22 protein-coding genes are annotated in these 23,344 nt (G+C 37.0%); 11 read left to right on the top strand and 11 right to left on the bottom strand.

Annotated elements, in window-relative coordinates:
* Positions 1-632 precede the first annotated feature (632 nt).
* Positions 633-1,760: a serine hydrolase gene (locus tag H3U49_RS07285; protein WP_232347646.1), complete on the top strand. Its 1,128-nt coding sequence runs from the start codon at positions 633-635 to the stop codon at positions 1,758-1,760.
* A 196-nt stretch (positions 1,761-1,956) separates the two neighbouring features.
* On the opposite strand, the gene H3U49_RS07280 is transcribed toward H3U49_RS07285, so the two are convergent.
* Both H3U49_RS07280 and H3U49_RS07275 read right to left on the bottom strand, forming a co-directional pair.
* Complete coding sequence (locus H3U49_RS07280) at positions 1,957-4,797, bottom strand: DUF3427 domain-containing protein (RefSeq protein WP_198180787.1); 2,841 nt, start codon at positions 4,795-4,797, stop codon at positions 1,957-1,959.
* Positions 4,798-4,870: 73 nt separating this feature from the next.
* A complete protein-coding gene (locus H3U49_RS07275) occupies positions 4,871-5,698 on the bottom strand; it encodes an exodeoxyribonuclease III (RefSeq protein WP_198180786.1) in 828 nt (275 codons plus the stop codon).
* Between the two features lie 326 nt (positions 5,699-6,024).
* Here H3U49_RS07275 and H3U49_RS07270 point away from each other — a divergent pair, with 326 nt between their 5' ends.
* Entirely contained in the window at positions 6,025-7,035 is a 1,011-nt protein-coding gene (locus H3U49_RS07270) for a D-2-hydroxyacid dehydrogenase (RefSeq protein ID WP_198180785.1), read from the top strand.
* A gap of 88 nt (positions 7,036-7,123) precedes the next feature.
* Here the strand turns inward: H3U49_RS07270 and proC are convergent, their stop codons facing one another.
* From proC to H3U49_RS07255, 3 genes are all read right to left on the bottom strand, one after another.
* Complete coding sequence (gene proC, locus H3U49_RS07265) at positions 7,124-7,891, bottom strand: pyrroline-5-carboxylate reductase (RefSeq protein WP_198180784.1); 768 nt, start codon at positions 7,889-7,891, stop codon at positions 7,124-7,126.
* Between the two features lie 14 nt (positions 7,892-7,905).
* Complete coding sequence (locus H3U49_RS07260; RefSeq protein WP_198180783.1) at positions 7,906-8,769, bottom strand: aldo/keto reductase; 864 nt, start codon at positions 8,767-8,769, stop codon at positions 7,906-7,908.
* A 64-nt stretch (positions 8,770-8,833) separates the two neighbouring features.
* Positions 8,834-9,544, bottom strand: a complete 711-nt coding sequence (locus H3U49_RS07255; protein WP_198180782.1) for a YjjG family noncanonical pyrimidine nucleotidase — start codon at positions 9,542-9,544, stop codon at positions 8,834-8,836.
* Positions 9,545-10,179: 635 nt separating this feature from the next.
* On the opposite strand from H3U49_RS07255, the gene nrdJ reads away from it, so the two are divergent.
* From nrdJ to H3U49_RS07230, 5 genes are all read left to right on the top strand, one after another.
* Positions 10,180-12,414, top strand: coding sequence for a ribonucleoside-triphosphate reductase, adenosylcobalamin-dependent (gene nrdJ / locus H3U49_RS07250; RefSeq protein WP_198180781.1), 2,235 nt, complete (start codon positions 10,180-10,182; stop codon positions 12,412-12,414).
* A 37-nt stretch (positions 12,415-12,451) separates the two neighbouring features.
* Positions 12,452-12,838 carry a DUF4430 domain-containing protein gene (locus H3U49_RS07245; protein WP_198180780.1) on the top strand — a complete coding sequence of 129 codons (387 nt, stop codon included), beginning with the start codon at positions 12,452-12,454 and terminating at the stop codon, positions 12,836-12,838.
* A gap of 74 nt (positions 12,839-12,912) precedes the next feature.
* Positions 12,913-13,305 carry a DUF4430 domain-containing protein gene (locus H3U49_RS07240; RefSeq protein WP_109585681.1) on the top strand — a complete coding sequence of 131 codons (393 nt, stop codon included), beginning with the start codon at positions 12,913-12,915 and terminating at the stop codon, positions 13,303-13,305.
* A gap of 8 nt (positions 13,306-13,313) precedes the next feature.
* A complete protein-coding gene (locus H3U49_RS07235; protein WP_045927323.1) occupies positions 13,314-13,832 on the top strand; it encodes an ECF transporter S component in 519 nt (172 codons plus the stop codon).
* Entirely contained in the window at positions 13,829-14,371 is a 543-nt protein-coding gene (locus tag H3U49_RS07230; RefSeq protein WP_198180779.1) for a cob(I)yrinic acid a,c-diamide adenosyltransferase, read from the top strand. Before H3U49_RS07235 ends, H3U49_RS07230 begins: the two co-directional genes overlap by 4 nt.
* A gap of 77 nt (positions 14,372-14,448) precedes the next feature.
* Here H3U49_RS07230 and H3U49_RS07225 read toward each other — a convergent pair whose 3' ends face one another.
* Positions 14,449-15,312 (bottom strand): NAD(P)-dependent oxidoreductase, encoded by an 864-nt coding sequence (locus H3U49_RS07225; RefSeq protein ID WP_198180790.1) that lies wholly within the window; start codon positions 15,310-15,312, stop codon positions 14,449-14,451.
* Between the two features lie 77 nt (positions 15,313-15,389).
* Positions 15,390-16,241, bottom strand: coding sequence for a helix-turn-helix domain-containing protein (locus H3U49_RS07220; RefSeq protein WP_198180778.1), 852 nt, complete (start codon positions 16,239-16,241; stop codon positions 15,390-15,392).
* A 257-nt stretch (positions 16,242-16,498) separates the two neighbouring features.
* Here H3U49_RS07220 and H3U49_RS07215 point away from each other — a divergent pair, with 257 nt between their 5' ends.
* The gene (locus H3U49_RS07215; protein ID WP_198180777.1) at positions 16,499-18,244 is read left to right on the top strand and encodes a 1-deoxy-D-xylulose-5-phosphate synthase; all 1,746 of its coding nucleotides are present in this window, start codon (positions 16,499-16,501) and stop codon (positions 18,242-18,244) included.
* A 35-nt stretch (positions 18,245-18,279) separates the two neighbouring features.
* Positions 18,280-19,146 (top strand): alpha/beta hydrolase, encoded by an 867-nt coding sequence (locus H3U49_RS07210; RefSeq protein ID WP_198180776.1) that lies wholly within the window; start codon positions 18,280-18,282, stop codon positions 19,144-19,146.
* Between the two features lie 5 nt (positions 19,147-19,151).
* Here H3U49_RS07210 and H3U49_RS07205 read toward each other — a convergent pair whose 3' ends face one another.
* The gene (locus H3U49_RS07205; protein ID WP_198180775.1) at positions 19,152-19,505 is read right to left on the bottom strand and encodes a MerR family transcriptional regulator; all 354 of its coding nucleotides are present in this window, start codon (positions 19,503-19,505) and stop codon (positions 19,152-19,154) included.
* 290 nt (positions 19,506-19,795) lie between these two features.
* On the opposite strand from H3U49_RS07205, the gene H3U49_RS07200 reads away from it, so the two are divergent.
* A complete protein-coding gene (locus H3U49_RS07200) occupies positions 19,796-20,677 on the top strand; it encodes a LysR family transcriptional regulator (RefSeq protein ID WP_198180774.1) in 882 nt (293 codons plus the stop codon).
* 103 nt (positions 20,678-20,780) lie between these two features.
* Complete coding sequence (locus H3U49_RS07195) at positions 20,781-21,473, top strand: carboxymuconolactone decarboxylase family protein (protein WP_198180773.1); 693 nt, start codon at positions 20,781-20,783, stop codon at positions 21,471-21,473.
* Between the two features lie 49 nt (positions 21,474-21,522).
* Here the strand turns inward: H3U49_RS07195 and H3U49_RS07190 are convergent, their stop codons facing one another.
* The 3 genes from H3U49_RS07190 to H3U49_RS07180 all read right to left on the bottom strand — a co-directional run bounded on the left by H3U49_RS07190 (position 21,523) and on the right by H3U49_RS07180 (position 23,166).
* Complete coding sequence (locus tag H3U49_RS07190) at positions 21,523-22,041, bottom strand: ABC-2 family transporter protein (protein ID WP_198180772.1); 519 nt, start codon at positions 22,039-22,041, stop codon at positions 21,523-21,525.
* A 73-nt stretch (positions 22,042-22,114) separates the two neighbouring features.
* Entirely contained in the window at positions 22,115-23,008 is an 894-nt protein-coding gene (locus H3U49_RS07185; RefSeq protein ID WP_198180771.1) for an EamA family transporter, read from the bottom strand.
* Positions 23,005-23,166, bottom strand: a complete 162-nt coding sequence (locus H3U49_RS07180; protein WP_198180770.1) for a hypothetical protein — start codon at positions 23,164-23,166, stop codon at positions 23,005-23,007. Before H3U49_RS07180 ends, H3U49_RS07185 begins: the two co-directional genes overlap by 4 nt.
* Positions 23,167-23,344: the final 178 nt, after the last annotated feature.

Raw genomic sequence — 23,344 nt, 5'->3', positions numbered from 1 at the left:
TTGAATGTTTGCTCATTCGTTCCAAGATTCGCATCTCGGATTTATTTGCTTGCGAAATTGACTTCGCTCTTTTGTTTTGGGTTCTCTTAAACCCGCACATTTTTGCGAAAACATTGTTCAGTTTTCAAGGTACTACCTGCTGCTTTAAAACAGCTTTTTTATTTTCCCAGATTCACTCGCTTTTGTCAAGCACTTTTTTCTGGGATCTTTTTTGCCGTCTTGCCCGACAGCGTTTATTATCTTACTAAAGCAGCTCGCTTTTGTCAACTGCTTTTGCTCGATTTTTTTGCCGCCCTTAGGGGCCTCTTGCCTTGCGGCTCATTGCCCGACGACAGTTATTAATACTAGCAATTATTTTTCCCTTTTGCAAGTATTTTTTATTATTTTTTTGTTAAAGCAAAAAGTCCTATCTGTCTAGCACTTCTGAAAAAAATTCGGCCTTGTTGGTCAAATATTTCGCTTGCATCCTTTTGTAAGAATTTTAAGTGATCAAAAGCAGCACTTTTCAATATCAAAACAAATAAAAATATTTTCAGATGAATCACAAACGTTATCTAAATTTAATCTTTTCGTATACCCTAATTAATTTTAAAGTTTTATAATACAACTATATTTTAAGGAGAAAAATCATTTTGAAGCATAAATTTATTACAATGGTGGCTTCTTTAGTTATTGCCGCCACACCTTTAGTCACTGCAACTAGTCAAGTTAATGCAGCAACTACCACTAATAATAAGCAGACTGAAATGTATAATTTTGTCAGGAGTACTTTTAAGAAACACAATGTCCGTGGCATAGTTACAGTGGTGCAAAATGGGGTACCACAGACAATCAGTTATGGTTATGCCTGGTATGGTAAAAGAATTGGTAATGGCAGCAGCAAAGTTGTTTATCCCACAGCTTCGCTGCAAAAAGTAATTACTGGTGCGATGATAGTGCAACTAATTAATGAAACCAAGGGCACCAAAGACGAATTTACTCAATACACCAAGATATCCCGCTGGTACCCTAACCTCAAAAATGCTGATAATATTACCGTGGGCAATCTGTTGACCCATACTTCAGGAATTATGGCTACTAAAACAGAAATAGATAGAGGCTATAATTATTCAGAAGACAACGCTATTAACTGGGTCGTCAATAATATCAATGCCTCAGCGTCTGACACAATAGGTAATTATCACTACAATAATAGTAATTATATTTTACTTACCGGTATCATTAACCAAGTTACAGGCAAGTCATACGAAGACAACTTGCAGACCCGTATTATTGATAAGTTAAATTTGAAAAATACCTATCTTTATCAAAACATCCCTAAGAAAATGACTGATCCAATTTCATACTATTCAAATGGGAGCAAGAACTATCAAAAAGCAACTTATCTCAAAAAAAGCTTAGTTTCACAAATTCCTGGTGCTGGTAATCTTTTTACTACCACAGCAGAATATTACAAGATTCAAGTGGGCTTAACGGACGGTTCGATTTTAAATAAAGATGATTTCTATTATTTGACTCACCTAAAAAGCAAAGTAGTTAACTATTCAGGTGGAATGTACCTATACAATAATGATAATATTAAGAACGCTTACGGCAGCTTTAAGGGACAGCATTTTGGCACCTGGGTGCAACTAACTGCTGATAATCAAAACGGAATTGTTATGTTTTTAAATCAAACTAACGATAATGAAAATGATCAAAAAGATGTGGGATACGAAATCCTGCAACATATTAAACCTAATACTTTCGTAGAGCGCTAAGTTTTTAACCGTAAAATTCTAAAAAAAACTTTTTCACTTAAGTACTAAATTGTTATATTTCAAAAGGGCCAATAAGTCAGTGTCTATCGACGTGATTTGTTGGTCCTTTGTTTTGTAATAATCCTTTTAATATTTAAAAATATTACTTTCTTTGCTAACTCAAAAAGTCTAAGAAGTTCAACTCTTAGACTTTTTCTTATTCATCAAATAGTAGCTCATACATTTTTGTACTCAATGGCTTTTCCAGTAGCAAATTCATCCCTACCGCAGCTTTTTTCTTTGGCCCTAGTAATTCTTCCTTGACCGTATCCTTTTGAATATCTACCTGTCCTAAATAGTAAAATTGCTTGCCAATCGCATCGCTCTTCTTAACAAAAAGCAACAGCTTCATCTGCGGAGTATTAAGCAGTCTCTGAACTTCATCTGATTCTAGATGACGGGGCGATCTCGTATACCAGCGCAAACAGCGACCGTCTTCTAGCGTATTATGGTACAAAGCATTGCGCTTTTTAGTAGAATCTTTTTGATAAGTGATAAAAATAGGCGTTTCATTTTCGTCCACACGATAGCCATACATAGGTGCGGAAACATCTAAGGGCCAGTTTAACAAACGGCAAACATCTTTACGATCATATTGCTGGTAAAGAGTAAATTGCTTTTGATTATCATAGTCTTGATTCATTGCCAAACCCGTTTTAATCACATCTCTAAACAATTTCCTAAAAGTTTCATTTTGATTAAGAGATTGCGCCAATATTGGTGCTAATGAATAGTCAAACAAATCAATTTTGACTATAAGAGGTTGACCGCCATACTGGTCTTTTTTCGTTGTCTTGCCTTGTTTGATGTCAAAAAAGCTTAAAGAAAGAATATTTTCAACAGAAGTCAGCACCTGTTCATTAGCATAGGCACCATAGTCATGCAGGGCCTGTTCAAATTCTTCTTGACTAACCTGGTCTTTTTTTAAAAGCAGCTGCAAAAGTATTAGTTCATGAGGTCTTTTGCCATTCAATAATTCTTTAGTAACAAAAGACAAAACAGCACTTTCATACCGACTTAGCTTCACAGGTTCGCCCATTTTTATTAAAAACTCACCATAATGCCCAAGACTATGATTATTCGCGAAGACTAGGGGTGAAGTTGAACCGTAACGATAAAAATCAAATAACAGGGGCGGACGCCCTATTTTTTGCGCTAGTTCTTGGTAAGACTGCCGTAATTCTTTAATGCTGTCCAATTTAATCTTATCCAGCGAAGCCAAAATTTGAGCAGAAGCAATTTGACTAAAGTTAATTGTTGAAACATCGATAAAACTGGGGAGTACACTTTCCTCGCGAGCCTTATCTTGCGAACGACTATCATCTTGATTCAAAGCAATCGGAATTAAATAATTATTTTTGTAGTTACCAATAAAATCAATGACAGTCACATAATCTTTACCGGGATATTTACGCAAACCGCGTCCCAACTGCTGGATAAACACAATGCTGGACTGCGTATTGCGCAACATAATAATCTGATTTAAAGCTGGAATATCAATACCTTCATTAAAAAGATCAACGGTAATAATGTAATCAATTTTACCTTGTTCCAGTTGCCTGACCACTTGCAGTCTTCTTTTTTCACTGTCTTCATTAGTTAAAGCGACTGCTGGATGCTTGCGTTCTGAAAAAGCCTGCGCTAATTCACGCGCTTCTTCTTGGCGACTGCAAAAAACCAACCCTTTGACTTGTGAACCACAGTAGCCATAATAATCCAATTGCTTTAAGACATAATCAACGCGCTCTGGCGCAAGCAGTCTACGCAAGTTAGTAGTTTCATCAATCGTTGCACCATCTACTTCATAGTCCTCAACGCCAACATAATGAAAAGGTGCAAGCATCTTTTCTTCCAGTGCTTCACGCAAACGGATCTCATAGGCTAAATTATAGTCAAACAAGCGGTAAACATCCTGATCATCCATTCTCTCTGGCGTGGCAGTCATTCCCAGCCAAAATCGGGGCTTGAATTTGGCAAAAATGCGCTGATAACTTGGTGCGGCCGCCCGGTGAGCCTCATCAATCAAAATGTAATCGAAAGTTGTTGCCTCCAAGCTGTCAAGTATATCTGTCTGGCTTAAAGTTTGCACTGTAGCAAAAACATATTTGCAGTCAAGCTGATGCTTATGTCCTGTTAATAGCCCATAATCAGATGACTGGCCACCAATCACTTGGTAAAAACTTTTTAAAGCCTTTTTGGCAATTTGCTCGCGGTGGACAACATAAAGAAATTTATGAGGCTTAAAGTCTTTGACTGCAAATGCTCCTAAATAGGTTTTGCCTGTTCCTGTCGCTGAAACTACCAGGCCGCGTTTTTGCCCGCTAGCAATTAGTCCTTTTAACTCATGCAAAGCCTCTTTCTGCATTTCATTTGGCACAATTTCAGCTTTTTCATTTAATTGCGTCTGTGAACGTGCTTGTGGTTTTACCCAACTTTGCTCATATTCTGCTATCCAACTTTCAGATAAGGGCATACTGTTTCTTTTTAATTCATGTAACTGCTGGGCAATCTGCACAGTTAATGTAGCATTATTCTTTGAGCTAATCTTCAAAGCCCACTCACAGTTGCTGAGCAAAGCTGCCCGGGTAAAATTAGCGCTGCCGATAACTAAAGTCTGCCAATCTTCGTGTTCAAAAAGATAGCCTTTGGCATGAAAACCGTTTTTATAGGTGATTTTAACGCTTAAATTGGGAATTTTTAACAATTCACGGAAAACTTTAGGGTTGTTAAATCCTAAGTAGTCACCTGTAATTAAAGTACCCGTAATATTTCTTTTAGCCAAATCAGCCATGACTACTTTAAACGGAACAAGCATATCCTGAGTAATAAAGGCTACTGCCCAGGTAAAACTTTGGCAGCTAAGAAGCTCTTGACGCAGCGTCAGCCAGATATTCTCCTGTTTGTTATTTTGCAACAGTTTTGGACCTAATAATTCATGTCCAGGATAGCTGGGATCATACAAACCGTTAAGAATGGCATCCTGCAAAGGCTCATTCATTCAACATCACCTCAAAGCTATTTTACACAAAAGAAAAAGAAACCCAACCCTTTGGATCTCTTTTTACTACTATTTATAAATCTATTTCCAATAAAATTGGGCAGTGATCGGCGCGCTCCCCAGTATCCATCATTTCAGAACGCTTAACCTTATCAGCAACTCTATTGCTCGTCAGCCAATAATCAATTCTCCAGCCGGAGTTATTAGCTTTGGCAGTTTTTACCCTTTGAGCCCACCAAGAATAGACCCCTTCAACGTTGCCGTTAAGTTTTCTAAAAGTATCTGTAAAACCGGCCTTAAGCATTTTAGTAAAATCTGCTCGCTCTTCATCTGTAAAACCGGCAGAATGATGGTTAGTATCCGGATGTTTTAGATCAATTTCATGATGAGCACAATTATAATCGCCGCTAGCCAATACCGGTTTTTCCTGATCCAGCTTTTGCAAATAGGCAATATATTTTTCATCCCATACTTGTCGTTCACTCAAGCGCTTTAGACCATTACCTGAATTTGGTGTATAAACCTGGGTCACAAAATACTTAGGAAACTCCAAAGTAATAATTCTGCCTTCATGATCCATTGGCTCTGGTGCACCAATCACAGGATAAGTTACTTTAGGCTTAAGTTCTTTTTTGTATAAAAACATAGTACCGGCATATCCTTTACGAGCTGGCTCTTCTGATGAGCGCCATACTATATCATACTCTGGAAATTCCTTGGTTAATATTTCCAAGTGTTTTTTGGTAGGTCCAGTTGAGCGCAATTTTGTTTCTTGAATTGCGACAATATCGGCATTTTGAGCATGTATTTTTTCTAAAACCTGGCGTGTTGCCACGGCACGTGAGGAAGTTCCTGTTAAAGCTGCATTAAGTGAATCAATATTCCACGAAATTAAGATCATTTTCTTCTCCTTATTAATCATTTCTTTCATTATATAGTTTTTTCACAGGGACTCAAAATTTCTATGATTTTTATCAGTATTATTTTTTACGAACTTGCACGTAATGTCATTAAATTTGCTGTTATATTTTTCACTACCTTAGCAAAAAATATTTGTAATTTTTTTGTTTTGCTATAATCCCTTGTGCAACATAAATGTAAGCGATTACCGATATAGCAGTATTTTTAAAAAAATAATTTTTTCACATTTTTATATTTTTCAATCTGATTAAGCAAGTGTATAATAGCACAAGAGACAACAATAATAATCTTTGGAGGTTAGATTTTATGACTAAAATTTATGCTTATGCCATTCGTAAAGATGAAGAACCATATGTACATGAATGGAAGGAAGCTCACAAGGATGTTGATGTTGATTTTACTGATCAACTTCTCACCCCTGATACGGCTGAATTAGCTAAAGGTGCTGATGGTGTTGTAACTTACCAGCAATTGGATTACAAGGCTGATACTATTGAGGCTTTAGACAAATTAGGTATTCACAACTGGTCAATCCGTAACGTTGGTATTGACAACATTGACTTAAAAAAGGCTAAGGAATTAGGCTTTAAGATCACTAATGTTCCGGTATATTCACCAGATGCCATCGCTGAACACGCTGCTATCCAAGCTGCCAGAGTTTTGCGCCAAGACAAGGTTATGGACGAAAAAGTTGCTAAGCATGACCTGCGCTGGGCACCTACAATTGGTCGCGAAGTACGTGACCAAACTGTTGGTGTTGTAGGTACTGGTCATATTGGTCAAGTATTCATGAGAATTATGGAAGGCTTTGGCGCTAAGGTTATTGCCTACGATATTTTCAAGAACCCAGAATTAGAAAAGAAGGGTTACTACGTTGATGACTTAGATGAACTTTACGCTAAGTCTGACGTTATTTCACTTCATGTTCCTGATACTCCAGAAAATGTTCACATGATTAACGACGACTCAATCAAGAAGATGAAGGATGGCGTTGTTATTGTCAACGTTTCCCGTGGACCATTAGTTGATACAGATGCAGTTGTTCGCGGTCTTGACTCAGGTAAAGTTTTTGGCTTCGTAATGGATACTTACGAAAATGAAGTTGGTATTTTTAACAGTGACTTCAGTAACAAGGACTTTCCTGACAAGCGTTTAGCTGACTTGATTGCACGGCCAAATGTTTTGGTAACCCCACACACAGCCTTTTACACTACTCATGCTGTGCGTAACATGGTTATCAAGGCTTTTGACAACAACTTGAAGCTAATTAAGGGTGAAAAAGCTGATACTCCAGTTGATTTAGACAAAGAGTTTTAGTCTCTAACTTATTTTCCCTTCTTAAATACACTTTATTGTCAAAAAAGACATCAGATAAAATTATCTGGTGTCTTTTTAATTGATTATTTTAATTAGCAGAAGCGTTTACCGCCTGAATCAGCGCGTTCCTAAACCCTTCTTCTTCAAGTTTAGTTACACCTCTAATTGTCGAACCGCCCGGTGTTGTAACTTCATCTTTTAGCTCCTCGGGCAATTTTTTACTAGCAAGTGCCAGCTTACTGGTACCTAAAAGCATCTGGTTAATTATTTCGTATGATTCGGCTCGGTTAACTCCATTCTGTACTGCGGCATCACTGAGAGCTTCAACCATTAAATCAACATAGGCAGGTGTGCAACCGGCTACAGTACCATATATGCCCAGCAAATTTTCAGGTACAACGTAAACTGCTCCCATTTGGGTAAAAATATTTTTGACAGTAGTGATTACTGCCGGCTTTTCATCAGGTATAAAGCTGGCAACTGTAATACCAGCACCGATTTGTACCGGTGTATTGGGCACAATTTTGCCAAAAGAAGTTTCTGCTGGCAGCTTTTGATTAATTTGAATCAGGTCGCCACCGCCAGTTGACAGAATAATGCCATGATATTTTTGACCTAAATTTTTGATGATTGTTTCAGTGGCAGAACCACCTACTGCTACTATAACTGCTTGGCAAGCATTAAAGTCCTCATAACTATTAATCAAACTTAAGTGAAGTTCAGCTGCCATTTTTTGCGCAGTATGATGGCGTCCACCATTAAAGACATAAATGTCCTCACTGGGATTTTGAGCATTTAACAAGCCCTTAATAATCGCAGAGCCAATCTTACCAGCTCCAATAAATCCAATTTTCATCAGCATTTACCTTTTTAAAAATCTGTTTGATCTGGATCATTTGCTACTTGAGCTGCTCCGTGCAAACCATCAAGTTTTGCCATATCAGCCTCAGTAATAGTAAAGTCAAAGACCTGCAAATTAGCTTCAAGGCGCTTGCGATGAACTGATTTTGGTAGTGGAACGAAACCATGTTGCAACGACCAGCGTAATAAAACTTGTGCCGGACTCTTATCATAATGCTGCGCAATAGAAACTACCGTGTCATTAGCAAACAAACCGCCTCTACCTAGTGGTGAATATGCTTCGCTTAGAATACCAAGTTCTTTATTATAAGCCGTTACGTCTTCTTCCATATCACTAGGATTAAGATAAATTTGATTAACGGCAGGACGAATCTTAGCAGTTTTCAGAAGTTCATCCAAGTGTTTACGTCTAAAATTGGAAACGCCAATTGCGCGAATTTTTCCTGCTTGCACTGCCTCTTCCATTGCCTGCCAGCTTTCTGCATTCAATTCAGCCCAGTGATCACGCACCGGAGCGGGATTAGGCCAATGGATTAAGTATAAATCAAGATAATCTAAATCCAGTTTAGTTAAACTTTCATCAATTGCAGCTTTAGTTTTCTGGTAACCGTGATGATCATTCCATAACTTAGTCGTTACAAATAAGTCACCTCTGTTAACTCCACTTCGTTTAATGCCCCGACCAATACTTTCCTCATTGCCGTAAGCAGCAGCCGTATCGATTAAGCGATAACCGAGACTTAGAGCATCCTCGACGGTTTTTTGAGCAACTTCACCATCAGGAGTTTGCCAAGTTCCCAGTCCGATAACTGGTATTTTGACGCCATTATTTAATTCATAAGTGTCATTTAAAGATTGAATTTTACTAGTCATAATTTTTTACCTCTCACCATTATTATACCGAACTGGACTATACTTCTACAGCAAAAAATAGCAATTATTGCGGCTGTTTTTGAAAGTCGCTTTTGAGTAAAGTTACAAATTGCGGATAAGTAGTTACTTCATACAGCGGATGCAGATTCATTTTATTCTTGCGCCTGCGATGGTTATACCAGATGCTGTCAAAACCATAGTTTTCTGCTCCTAATATGTCTGACTGCAGTCCGTCACCAAAAAAGACTGTATCTTCTGGACTAATATTAGTATGAGCGAAAAAGTAATCAAAAATCCGGGTATCAGGCTTAGAAAAACCAGCTTCTTGCGATGTCACAATTAAGGAAAAATAATCCTTAATCCCCGCTAATTCCAAGCGATGCCTCTGCATAAAGGTTTCACCGTTGCTTAAGACCGTCAAGCAATAATTTTGTTTACGGGCATACCGCAAAGTATCCATAACCCCCGGCAACAACTTGTACGACTCACCAAAATAAGAGCGATATTCATTCATTATTGCTAAGCCATCAACTGCAATACCCAAATTTTCTTTAATAAAATTGGTAAAAGCCATTCTACTCAGCTGCTCATAATTGATCTTGCCTTGTTCCAGCTTACGCCACAGTCCTTGATTATATGCATGGTAATCACGTTGCATCTCATCAGTTAACTGCCAATGATGCGCGTTAAAGAGACTGTGCAATGCAAAACTCTCCGTAGCAGCAAAGTCAATCAAAGTATCATCAACGTCAAAAATTATTTGTTTATAACGCAAGCAATTTCTTCCTCTCCAAATATTCCACAGAATATAATGCGTATTCACTAAAATTAGTGTGGAGATTCATTATAACAATATTTCACTGATAAAGAACATAATTAACTATTTTTAAATTTTGCTTAGATTGCTACTGCTATTTCACAAAATAAGATATAATATCCTTTAATTTAAGCAAAAGGGGTGATTGGGCATGTTTACATTATTATTGATTTTGTTTCTCATTTGGCTTTTAGTCAAAATGGGAATTGGGATTGTCAAAATCCTATTTTTCCTTTTAGCTTGTGCTCTTGCTTTCTTTTTCTTAATTCATCTATTTATTCCTGCAATCATTTTTCTAGGTCTAATCTTCCTTTTCTTTGCTGCGGTCAGGCATTAATTTAACTTAAAAAATTAAAGATATATTCAAGCATAATAAGTATTAGATTCAACTTATTGTGCTTTTTTCTTGCTCTGAATTCTATATGTTTTTTATTACCCTCTAAAACTTACTCGCACATCAATTAGTGCTTTTCACTTGTGTTTGAAAGCAAACTTTACTCTAGTAAATACAAGATATTGTGGTATAGTTCTAACTGTAGCCATAGATGATGTGTCTGTGGAACAATTTACTAGTTTAAGGAGTAACTTTGAATATGAAAAATACGAGCATAACCTTAGATCAGGGTTACATTGATCAAGTGAAACAAAATGTCACTCCCCACTGGGGAGAGCTTGGCTGGGTTACTTACAAACGAACCTATGCCAGATGGCTTCCTGAAAAAAATCGTTCTGAAAATTGGGACGAAACGGTTAAACGCGTAGTTGAGGGGAATATTAATCTGGACCCTCGTCTCAAAGATTCTCCTTCAACAGAAGTAGTCAACGAATTAACAAACGAAGCTAAGGATTTATTTAAACTGGTTTACGGCCTTGGCGCAACGCCTTCTGGTCGTAATCTGTGGGTTTCTGGTACAGATTACCAAAAGCGCAATGGTGACTCTTTGAATAATTGCTGGTTCATAGCTATTCGTCCGCAAAAATACGGTGACAGTCATATAGTTCCAGATTATTTAAATCAAGATCAAGAAGCAGTTTCAATGCCTTTTTCATTTCTTTTTGACGAATCAATGAAAGGCGGCGGCGTTGGCTTTTCTGTTGTCCAAGATAATATTAAAAAGATTCCTGCAGTTGATAATAAAATTGACTTGACAGTCGTGATTAACAAAAAGAGTGCCTCATACGCAGATTCAATTAAGCTGGGAGCAACGGACAAAGACGAATGGATCAAGCAAAACGATGGTAAATCAGATTATATTTATTATAATTTGCCCGATACCCGTGAAGGCTGGGTTTTAGCTAACGCTCGCTTAATCGACGTGCACTTTAACCAAACCAATTCTGAAAATAAGACGAAACTAGTACTTGACATCAGCAGAATTCGTCCTTACGGAGCTAAGATTCACGGCTTTGGCGGTACAGCTTCTGGTCCTATGCCGTTAGTGGAAATGTTTTTCGATATTAACAACATTATTAACAACCGGGTCGGCGGTAATTTAACTTCTGTTGATTGTACTGACATTTGCAATTTAATTGGTAAAACAGTCGTTGCCGGTAATGTAAGAAGGTCAGCTGAACTGGCTTTAGGTACGAGTACTGACCAAGACTTTATCACGATGAAACAAGATAAAGATAAACTCTACCACCACCGTTGGGCTTCAAATAACAGTGTAGCTATTGACTCTAACTTTAATGAGTATGAACCAATAGCTAATGGTATTAGAGAAAACGGTGAACCAGGTGTAGTCAACCTAGATTTGTCCCGCAATTATGGCCGGATTATTGACGGCTATCAAAAAGATATTGACGGTGATGTTGAAGGTACTAATCCTTGTGGAGAAATTTCCTTGGGTAACGGTGAACCATGCAACCTGTTTGAAGTATTTCCATATATTGCCGAACAAGAAAATTGGGATTTAAAAGACGTTTTCAGATTAGCAACTCGCTTCGCTAAACGGGTAACCTTTAGTGACTATGACTGGGAAATTTCCCGTAACATCATTTATAAAAACCGCAGAATCGGCGTTTCAATGTCAGGTATCCAAGACTGGCTGTTAAATGACTTGGGTCACCGCGTTGTTACCGGCTTTGAAGACAGCACTGATAAAGAAACCGGTGAAAAGATTAAGAAACCGATTTACGATCCTCAGGGAATTAAAATGGTTACTGATGCTTACCAAGCCGTCATTGCTGCTGATAAAGAATACAGTAAGACTTTAAAATGCAACGAATCAATCAAGCACACAACTGTTAAGCCTTCGGGTACTGTTGCGAAATTGGCTGGAGCTTCTGAGGGAATGCATTTCCACTATGCCGGTTACCTCATTCAAAGAATCAGATTCCAAGCTTCTGATCCTCTGCTTAAAGCACTGGACGCATGTGGTTACTATTCAGAACCAGACATTTATTCACCAAATACGACTTGTGTTGAATTTCCATTACGTGCAGCTCACGCTGATAGTAAAAACTTTGCTTCAGCTGGCACAGTTTCAATTGAAGAACAATTTGCAACGCAAGCATTTCTGCAAACTTACTGGTCAGACAACGCAGTCAGCTGTACCGTCACTTTCCAAAGCGACGAAGGCGACAAGATCACTTCACTCTTTAAGCAATACCGTCATGTAATTAAGTCAACTTCACTGTTGCCATACTATGGTGGTTCACTCAAGCAAGCGCCAAAAGAGCCGATCGACAAGAAGAAGTATGAAGAAAGAAAAGCCCAGATTACCGGTGACGTTGCTCAAGTCTTTGCCGAGCAAAATGATGATCAAAAAGACTTGGAATTAGTTGATCAAACCGATTGTGAATCTGGTGCATGTCCTGTTAAATAATTCATTTACACAAATCTAAGTAGGCGAAATTATAATTATGAAAAAAAGCAAGTTGCCAATTATTGCCAGTGTTGCAACCATTTTTGCCTTTACTTTATCTGGTTGTCAGAACAATCAGACCCAGCAAAAACCTAAAGCAAACACTAATATTTCTGTTAGCTATGTTTTAGCTACGAAAAAAGATACAGAAAAAAAGACAGTCAAAGTACCTAAAAAGTCTACTGTTATGACTGGTCTAAAAAAGGCCTGGAAAGTAGACAGCAACAAAGGGTTCATTACTGCAATTGATGGTAAAAAGCAAAATGCCAAAAAGAAAATATACTGGACTTACACCGTTAACGGAAAATACGCTACCAAAGGTGCTAACCAGCAAAAAGTCGCAAGTAACGATAAAGTAAAATTCACTTTAGCAAAAATGAAATAAAAAGTCCGTGCAAGCGACTAAGTACGAAATATTTTAGTGCTTGCACAAAAAATTTATAGATTGGGAGTTTTTATATGAAAAAAAGCAAATTATCTGTTTTAACCGGAATTGCCACTATTTTTACCTTTACGTTTGCAGGTCTTGAAACAACCCAAAACGTCCAACAGGTTGATGCCAGCAGCAAGATTAAAGTCACTTATACTCTGAAAGTACACAACAAGACTTACAAAAAGAAGACTGTTAAATTGCCTAAGCACTCAACAGTAATGCGCGGTTTAAAGAAGTGCTGGAAAGTAAAGAGTACGAATGGTTTTATTACTTCTATTGCTGGCAAGAGCCAAAAACCAAGTAAAAAAATCTATTGGACCTACAGAATTAATGGTAAGTTCGCTCAAAAAGGCGCAGCAATTCAAAAATTGGCAAACAAAGACAAGGTTAAATTTACTTTAGCAAAAACTAACTTCTAAAGTTTGCTATGGTACGTAATTCAACCAAGAAGTTAGCATTATTAGCGATTTTAACTGCCATGTGCGTAGCACTAAGAATTTTTAAGATCATACCTGTACCTAATGTCCAGCCAGTAACTGATATCTTAATGATTGTAACTTTAAATATTGGTTTTGGTTTTGGCTTTGCCTTAGCTCTTTTAACCATGGTCGTCTCCAACATTTACTTAGGCTTTGGCATCTGGACTGTGTCACAGGTTTTAGCTTACGGCGGCTGCGTTTTAACCGTTGCTTTGCTAGGTAAATTTACACCGCTTAAAAAACACTTTACTTTACAACTAATTCTCGCCGTTTTTCTTGGCTGGGAATATGGCTGCTTTGTCGACTTCGGTATGTCTATTTTCGGTGGTTTTAACGCCTTCTTAGCATACTGGGCCGGCAGCCTAGTCTTTGACACTTATCATGCAATTGGTGATTTAGTATTTTATCCCATTTTATACAAACCACTAAACATTGCTCTAGATCATTATAAACGGAGGCTGTTATGACAATTAAAATTTATACCAAAGTCGGTGATCAAGGTTTCACTAAACAGGTTACCGGTAAAATGGTTCCTAAATATGATTTGCAAATTGTCGCCGTTGGTGATATTGATGAACTTGATTCATATCTAGGCGTTGTAATTGCCAACTTGTCTGCTAAATGTCAAAAATTGCATGATCCTTTACAAGATTTGCAACGTGACTTATATGAACTTGAAAGTGACATTGTTGTCAAAAGGCATGAAGAAATTACGACAGGAAAAGTAGAAAATCTGGAAAAACAAATCGATAACCTCAATAAACAAATTCCTAAAACAACCCATTTCATTCTACCTGGCGGTTCGGTTACTGCAACTCATTTACATTATGCACGTACAGTTGCCAGACGAGCAGAACGTTCGATGGCCAAATTGAACGCTGAGGAGCAAAAGCTTGCTCCTGCTTGTTTAAAATATATTAATCGCCTATCAGATTATCTATTTATCTTAGCACGCTACGCCAACGTATTAGATGGTGTGCCAGAGGTCAAAAGTAAAATCAAATAAGCTTACTCATATTAAAAAAGCGGAGTGGTTTCAAATTAAGAAACTACTCCGTTTTTAATTTATTTAAAATTAATACTTTACTGCCACCACAGTTTGATCAATCCCTGTGTACCCAGGTCGCCTAAATGCTTTTCATCAACCAAAGTCTCATACAATCTTTTAGCTTCTTCGGTTGCTGGCAGCTCAATTTTCATTTCTTTAGCCGTCTCCAAAGCAATACGTAAATCTTTCAAAAAGTGTTTACTGAAAAATCCTGGGGTATAGTCACCCTTTAAAACTCTCGGACCGTAATTACTTAGACTCCAGTTAGCAGCACTACCCGCACCGACGGTTTTGAGAACTGCTGTGAGATCAAGGCCTGCCTTTTTAGCATAAACCAGCATTTCTGTCATACCAGTCATCGTACCTGCAATCATAATCTGGTTTGCCATTTTGGTATTCTGACCCGCACCAGCTGGACCAAAATAGTGAACTTGCTTGCCGAAATCCTTAAAAACAGGCTCTAAGTTTTGATAAGCAGATTCATCTCCTCCAACCATGATGGTTAAAGTACCATTTTTAGCGCCCAGGTCACCACCAGAAACAGGAGCATCCAGTACTTTAGCGCCCTGTTTTTCACCTGCAGCAAATATTTTTTGTGCTAAAGCTGGTTTTGAAGTTGTCATATCAACCAAATTTTTACCTTTAACATCTGCCTGCAAAATGCCGTTATCACCAAAATAAACTTGTTCAACATCTTTCGGAAAACCTACAATTGTAAAAATCGTGTCTGCATGTTCAACAACAGCTTTAGGATTCTCGCACCAAGTAGCACCCTGAGCAACTAAATTATCCGTCTTGCTTTTTGTCCGGTTATAGACCCATAACTGATGACCAGCCTTCAACAAATTTAGACAAATTGCATTGCCCATTACGCCAGTGCCAATAAAACCTATTTTCATCATTAACATCTCCCTTATAAAAGCGTTTTCTTAACAACTTAATCATACCACTAACTTATCTTTAATAAGCAAGTTTTTTATTTATTTAGGTTTTCATTAAAAAATATTTTTATTTGTTCACCATATTCCGGCATCCCCAGCAATGTAAAATTTTTAACAGCCCATTTGCACTTAGATAAATATTCTGATCTATGCTCAAAATGATAGCTGATCATATTTTCCAGCAATACTAATACATTTTTTAAGAAAAACAGTTCAGGCCTCGTCTTAACTTTTTTAGCAGCTTTAACAAAATAACGCGCTTCATTATAAGCCTGTTGTTCAATGCAGATCATTAAGAGATTACAAATCACTCCTAATAGTTCTTCTTGCTGGCGCGGCTTTGAAACGTTCTTTAATTTTTCAACTACCTTTTTACCTATTAGCAAATTGCTTTTCAAATCATAAATAGGAATCAAATTAATATAGATCCGCAATGCTTTTTCGTCAAAATCATTTTGATCAAAGAGCCAGATTTTTAACTTATTCTTTTTAACTTCACTTAAATCTGCCAGCTTATTTTCCGCATCAGCTAATTCAAAGTCAATCAGCAAGAGCATTTTTTCTTGATCTTTGAAATCACCATCTGCTACATACTGCCTGATTTGTCTAATTTTCTGAATGTCATTTTGATAATACGCGCTGTTTACTTCATCTTCTATAAAACTAGCCGCATTATCCTGAGCTTGATCTGGACTTAATTTACTAAAGAAATCCCATGGCTTAATCTGATTAGCAGTTAGAATCGCCAACAAATCTTCTGCAGTAATGCGGTGAATCCCTTTTTCTACTTTTGAATAATAAGAAGGACTAACAATTCCAGCTGTCCACTCTTTTTGCGTTTTTAAATTTCTAATGCGAAATTCTTTTAGTAGTTCTCCGATTGTCATTTTGATTCCTTAACTAGTTTACGTGTTTTGCGACTTACTCAATAATTATAGTTTAAATGGTATCAAGTTCTTTTTAAATAAAAAATTTTAGTTTGCTGTTTGACTTAACCTTAACTTTAAGTACTACAATTTTAATAATTATAAAATTTTATGTTGCTGGTGAGAGTAATTTACCCAATTGCTAGCTCACTCTTATAGGAAAGTATTTTATAATTATTAATAAACATTGAATAAATTAGTGCAGGAGGCACTTGATAATGAACAAACATGAAGATTTTTTACTAAACCAAATTGCCGGACCTAAGGATTTAAAAAAATTAAGTATCTCTGAAATGGAAAAATTAGCCCAAGAAATCAGAACTTTAATTGTAGAAAAAGATGCAGCTGAAGGCGGACACCTTGGTCCCGATTTAGGAATTGTGGAGGCTACAATTGCCTATCATTACGTCTTTAATGCTCCACAAGATAAAATTATTTGGGACGTTTCACACCAAACCTACCCCCATAAAATGTTAACAGGACGGGCACAGGCTTGGCTTGATCCTGACCACTATGAAGACGTTACCCCATATACCAACCCTGATGAAAGTCCTTATGATTATTACTCAATCGGTCACACTTCAACATCTATTGCTCTAGCAACAGGTATGGCTAAAGCGCGGGACTTAATGGGCAACCATGAAAACATTATGGCTTTAATTGGTGATGGTTCCATGACTGGCGGACTGGCTTTTGAAGGTTTAAACAATGCCGCAATTGAAAAACATAACTTGGTAGTTGTAGTTAATGATAATCAATGGTCAATTGATGAAAATGTTGGCGGCTTAGTGACTGCTCTGAAAAAATTACGAGACACAAATGGCCAGACTGCCGAAAATCCGTTTACAGCAATGGGATTTGATTACCGCTATGTCGCAGACGGTAACAACCTTGCTGATATGATTGCCGCTTTTAAGGCAGTTAAAGATGTTGACCACCCAATTTTATTACACATTAATACTCTTAAAGGCATAGGCTATGAGCCAGCAATCAATGATGAAGAAGCTCACCACTGGGTCTCACCCTTTAATTTGCAAGATGATCAGCCACTTGCTCCAGAAAGTCAGAGTTCTACCCCCAATTCAGTTGCTCTTGATGTGATTAAAAATGAAATTAAAGCAGGAAAAAATGTCATGGCTATAGATGCGGCAATTCCAGGTGTCTTTGATCTTGAAGAATTCAAAAAAGAATATCCCAATAATTACACTGATGTGGGTATTGCTGAGCAAGAGTCAGTTGCTTTCGCCACTGGTTTTGCTAAAGAAGGTGGCATCCCTGTATTAATGGAAAATTCTACTTTCCTACAGCGTGCTTTTGACCAACTTTCTCACGATACGGCTGCCAATGACCTGCCAGTTGTAATGCTGGTAGCTGGCGGACGAATTTCTAATCAATCAAAAACTCACTTGGGAATCTTTGACCAAGTAATGATTTCTAATTTACCTAATTGGATTTACCTAGCACCTACTACACTAGAAGAAGAACAAGCAATGATTAAGTGGGCAATTAGCCAAAGAAAACACCCCGTTGCTATTAAAATGCCGGCTAATGTGCCAGATTCAGACGAACAAACAGTAGCGACTGATTATTCAGAAATTAAGTATCAAGTTAAATCAGGTAAAGATGTGGCAGTTTTGGCACTAGGAGATTTTTATCAATTAGGTAAAGACGTGGCAACTAAATTAGGAGCTACCCTAGTTAATCCACTCTCTGCCAATATTTTAGATAAACAAGCACTGGATCAGTTAGCAGCCAATCATCAAGTAATTGTTACGCTTGAGGATAATTCGTTAGATGGCGGCTTTGGACAAAAAGTGGCATCCTACCTTGGTAAAACTAAAGTTAAAGTACTTAATTACGGTCAAAACCGCGTTTATACTGACCAAACTCCAGTTAAAGAAATTTACCAGCAAAATCATTTAACTACTGAGCAAATTGTGGCGGATGTGCAACAGCTTTTGTAATTGCAAACTATGGCTACAATAGGAGCTGATTAATAATGACCAGAAAACGTAAGGCCATCCTTTTTAGTACATTAATAATAGTCATACTGCTATTAGGAATTCACTTTTTAAAAAATAATTACCAAAAAGAAAATTGTGCCAGCATTCGCATCGATACGCCAACACTTTTTGTACATGGCTGGGGCAGCAGTTACCATGCTGAAGAAAGTATGGTCGCTTATGCCCAAAAACATCATGCTACTAATTCTGTTATTCGTGCCGATGTTAATCCTAACGGTAAAGTTACTCTATTTGGAACAATAAAAAAACGGGCCAAGAACCCGGTAGTTGAAGTTAACCTCCAAAATAATAAGAGCATTTTTGCTGGAATAAATAATCAAATCACTGCTATGAACAAGAGCAGTAATTATATTAAAGATGTAATCTCTGCCCTGCAAAAAAGGTACCGTTTTAACCACATTAACTTAGTAGGGCATTCGATGGGTAATTTACAAATTGCTTACTACTTGCGCAATAATGCCACTAATTCACACATGCCTCACTTAAATAAACAGGTTTCAATTGCCGGTCACTATAATGGTTATATTGGTGAAGTGGGGGCTCCTAAAACAACTGTTCTTAATCATGCAGGCAAACCGCAAAAAATGAGTGCAGGCTACCGCGGACTTCTAAATTTGAGAAAAAAATTTCCTCAAAACGCAGAGGTTTTGAATATTTTTGGTGATACGGGAGGCGGCAGTGATGGTGACGTTACCGTTAACTCTGCCCGTTCTTACCGTTACTTAGTCAGTAAACGTGCCCGTTCATATCAGGAAAAAGAAATTAGAGGTTCTCGCGCTCAACACAGTAAACTACACGAAAATACTAAGGTTGACCGTTTATTAGTTAACTTTCTCTGGTAATTAGCTTATTGTATTTTGCCTTGGTCGTACAAACTAATCTTATTTTTTAAACGAACAATAGTAGCCTGAATGTTCTGATCTTGCTTTTCTAACCTATGCAATTCTTTGACTAAAATTTGCCGTCTGGGTTTTTTAGTATCACTGCCCTGCTGCATCAATTTAGTATATTCCAGCAAATCATTTACTGGAATTTTAACTTGACGCATGCACTTAATAAAACTAATCCAGGTAAGATCTTTTTCTTCGTAGTTTCTGACACCGTGTTCCTTCTTCACCGCAGGTATTAAGCCCATCTTTTCATAGTATCTGAGAGTTACAGGCGTCAAATCTACTCTTTCAGCTACTTCTGAGATTTTCATTATTATTCTTCTTTCTGGTGACTTAAACTTAGATCTAAGTTTAAGTATTAGCTAAAATATATTAAGTTAAACACGGCAATCTTTCTTGCTTGTTTTACCTAATACTGATTGAAAAGTGGCCCATAATTAATAGTTACAGGCACTTTTTATATTTCTATTTTTCCGATTAGTTAAAATTTTAGTCACACCACTTTTTTATGTAAAATACTTATTAAACATGAAATAATATAACCTGTTTGCATTAAAGAGATTTTTTAGAGGCATAAACAATTTAGCAAGGAGAAGATAACATGGAATTAAGAGTTTTAAATTACTTTGTAGCTGTGGCCCAAGAAGGCAATATGACCCGTGCTGCAAGAAAATTGCTTATTTCTCAGCCAGCATTATCAAGACAAATTGCTGAATTGGAAGCTGAACTCGGTGTTAAATTATTCAGTCGCAGGTCGCGACATTTAACTCTTACCCCTGCGGGTCATTATTTACTTGAACAAGCGCAGGAAATTTTAGACCTATCTGCTAAAACCAAAAGAAATCTAACAAAAGCTTCTTTTGTTAGTGGCGATTTGACAATCGCTGCGGGAGAAAGTCTTGGGATGCAACGGGTCATGAATGTGGTCAGCGCAATTATTAAGGAGCATCCTTCTGTTAAAATTCACCTATTAAGTGGAGATTATAGTTATGCCGAACGTAAGTTGGACAACGGAACGGTTGACTTTGCAGTCATTATTGGGAACGTTCCTTTAGCTAATTATGCTTCTTTAACCTTACCCGAAAGAGATACTTGGGGGATTTTAATGCCTGCTAATGATCCCCTAGCGCAAAAAGCAGTGATCAAACCAGAAGATTTACCAGGGCGCTCTTTATTGGGCTCACAGCAAGCGCAAAAAATGCACCTTTTTCAAAACTGGCTAGGAAATTACTATGATTCAGTCAATTTTATTGGCAGCTATAATTTAAATTTTAACGGTACCTTGATGGTTAAGAATCATGCCGCATTAATGCTTACTCTAGATAAATTAGCTGATACATCTAAAGGCTCAGGCATTACATTCAGAAAATTACAGCCAGAGCTGCATCAAGCTATCAAAGTAGTTTGGAAACACGGTGTTAATTTATCACCAGTCGCAGAACTATTTTTAAAATTATTGCAGGAATCAATTTATAAAAAATAAAATTTTATGCAAAAAACTTATTACAGTTAATGAATAAAAAGTATTATACAACTGTTTTAAACGAGCTTATGATTTACTAAACCAGATAAAAAGAGGTTTTTTGATGAATAAAGATGTGTCAAATCAATTTCAAGACTTGATAGAAAGTTATGCAACAGATGTAGCACATAATTGTAAAAAGCATTTGCAAAAAGACCGCGTGCTAATACCGTTAATTGCCAGCACGGTTCAAGGAGTAACAACTGTTATTCCCGACCAAGTTACAAAAATTTTGGATGCTAAAATAAAACCAGAAGTTTTATTAGAAATGTTATTCCAATTAGCTCCTGTGATCGGAACACTAAAAGTTGAACAAGCCTTAGAGCAAGTGCAAACTGTTTTTAGTCAACGAAAGATAGTATTAAACTTCCCGCAGATTGATTCAGATCCAAATTATGGGGCAAAAGTGCAGGAAAAGCTTTATGGTACTGAAATAAAAACATTATTGCATGACTTGCCTGATAAAGCCGGCAGTTTTATTCCGCATGCCTTAACAGAGCACTTCTTCAATGACTTTTACAAACGCCAAGAATTAGATGTTCGCGACAGAGAACGCTATGAGTTGCTGGCATTAATCACTATGAATGTAGACTTTCAAATTAAAGCACATGCTCGCGGCAGTTTAAAGGCTGGCAACAGAGAAAGTGAACTGATTTGGTCAACAATTCAATTACTGCCCTACATTGGCTTTCCCTTTGTTATTAACAGCGTACAAGTTATTCATCAAGCAGCAGAACAAATGAAAGGAAAAGAGTAATTAAAATTTAAAAAGCCCTGTAGCTATAAGCTAGAGAGCTTTTTTAGTGTTAACTGCCAGTACTTTGGTATTTTTGTAAAAATACTCGCCATAACTGATAAGTTATGACAAAAAAGAATACACAGGCGCCAGGAATTAATAGCAACCATATCCACTCAAGTTTAACTGCAATTTTTTCTTGTGGAATTGAAGCAACCCAGCCGATTGGCAAGATAAAAGTCATAATTATCCTTAAAACCGATGAATAGATCGCTAAGGGATATTTACTCATGTCAAAAAAGTCAAACGTTGTTTCTGCCAAGTCGCCTAAGCCATTAGACAAAAGCGAAACTATGTTACCTAATACGGCCAATCCCAAAAAGATGAGTGAAGTAAAAATTGAAATAAAAATAAACATGACCGTGATATACCACGGATTATGCAACTGCATATCCACAATTATTAACAGCAATAGCGCAACAACTAAAACGCCCCACGCATCTTCATCCACACGTTCATTAACAAGCTGAAATAAAGGATTGACGGGTTTAATTAAAACGCAGGTTTCATCCCTAAATAAAACCAGCACTCACCTTGAACCGACGTTTCCAAATCATAGCGCAATTATAGTGCTTAATTCTTATTTTTCCAAACTCCTGCAGTTACTTTGAAAATAAAGCCAAGATAAAAATGGCCACAATTACCAAGATATCTGCGAACTTCATCTTTTCTTTAAGGAAAATATCGCCAAAGATGACGCTGTATAAAGAAGTCATGTTTAAAAAGATCCAGGCAATGCTTGAGTTGGGCGAAGATGTTGCCAAAGTATAAGTTACTTGCGCTAAAAGAGTCAAAACCGCCCGAGAACCATAAATCAGGTAAACCTTGCCTTTAAGATTTTCGGCGCTGATCTTGAGGGTCCTGTTTTTATAAATAAAAGTAATTAAGGTAATTAAACAACGCACATAAATTGTCATAATAGTAAAAAAGACCAGATCAATCGGTTTGATTAGGCCTTTAGTTAATAACGGTGAAAGTGCTGCTTGGATAATCAACAAGGGCGCAATTACGGCAAAAGTCGTCAACAGGTTTTTCAAATTTAAATTATTATGGCGCTGCTCGAAAACAATATAAATAACTACTATTACAGTGGAAATAATAGAAACTAAATATGAAGACTTGCTAAAGTAGCCCATGGTTAGCAAGATGGCTAAAGGAATAAAAAGATCGGTCACCTTGCTCAAAAGCACAGACTGCATAATTGAAACTTTTTTGAACACATAGCTGTAACCATAGGCAACTATCTGCGCCAAAAAAGCATATAAAAGGACTTTAATAATATAGTTGTTGGTTATTCTGGGACTGGGAAAACTGTGCAGGACGTAAATCAGGAAGAAAGTCACTAAAACCGAGCTGCAAATATTATTTAAAAAGTTCACATCAATTGAGCTTTGCTTCCGATACCCCATTTGATAACGGTCAATAACTGATATTATTCCCCTGGAAAATGATGAAATAGTGGCAAAAATAATCAACCAAATATTACTGATAATCATGCTTCCTCCATATGAAAAACATAGTCTAAAACTATTACTAATATTTTGGTCTTTGCAGCCACAATTAAAAAGTCAGAGAAATATTTATTATCAGTAACTATGAGTTGTTCAGTTACTAAAATCCAGCCATTGGACATACAAAGTTTAAATGTACTCAAATGATATTCACTAAAGACTAATCATAAAAATACAGTATTTGGTTTGAATAGTATTTTATTATACATCAAGTTAAAAATTCAAAAAAGACTATAAAAAAGCTTTTTTATTGACAAAATTTCAGTACAGAGCTAGATTATAAAGTGTAAGCGGATACTTTTTTATTCTTTTTTAAAGATA

Source organism: Lactobacillus sp. W8174 (genome assembly GCF_016100975.1).
GTDB lineage: Bacteria > Bacillota > Bacilli > Lactobacillales > Lactobacillaceae > Lactobacillus > Lactobacillus juensis.
The sequence above is the reverse complement of the archived record's forward strand: the minus strand, read 5'-3'. Positions and strand labels throughout refer to the sequence as shown.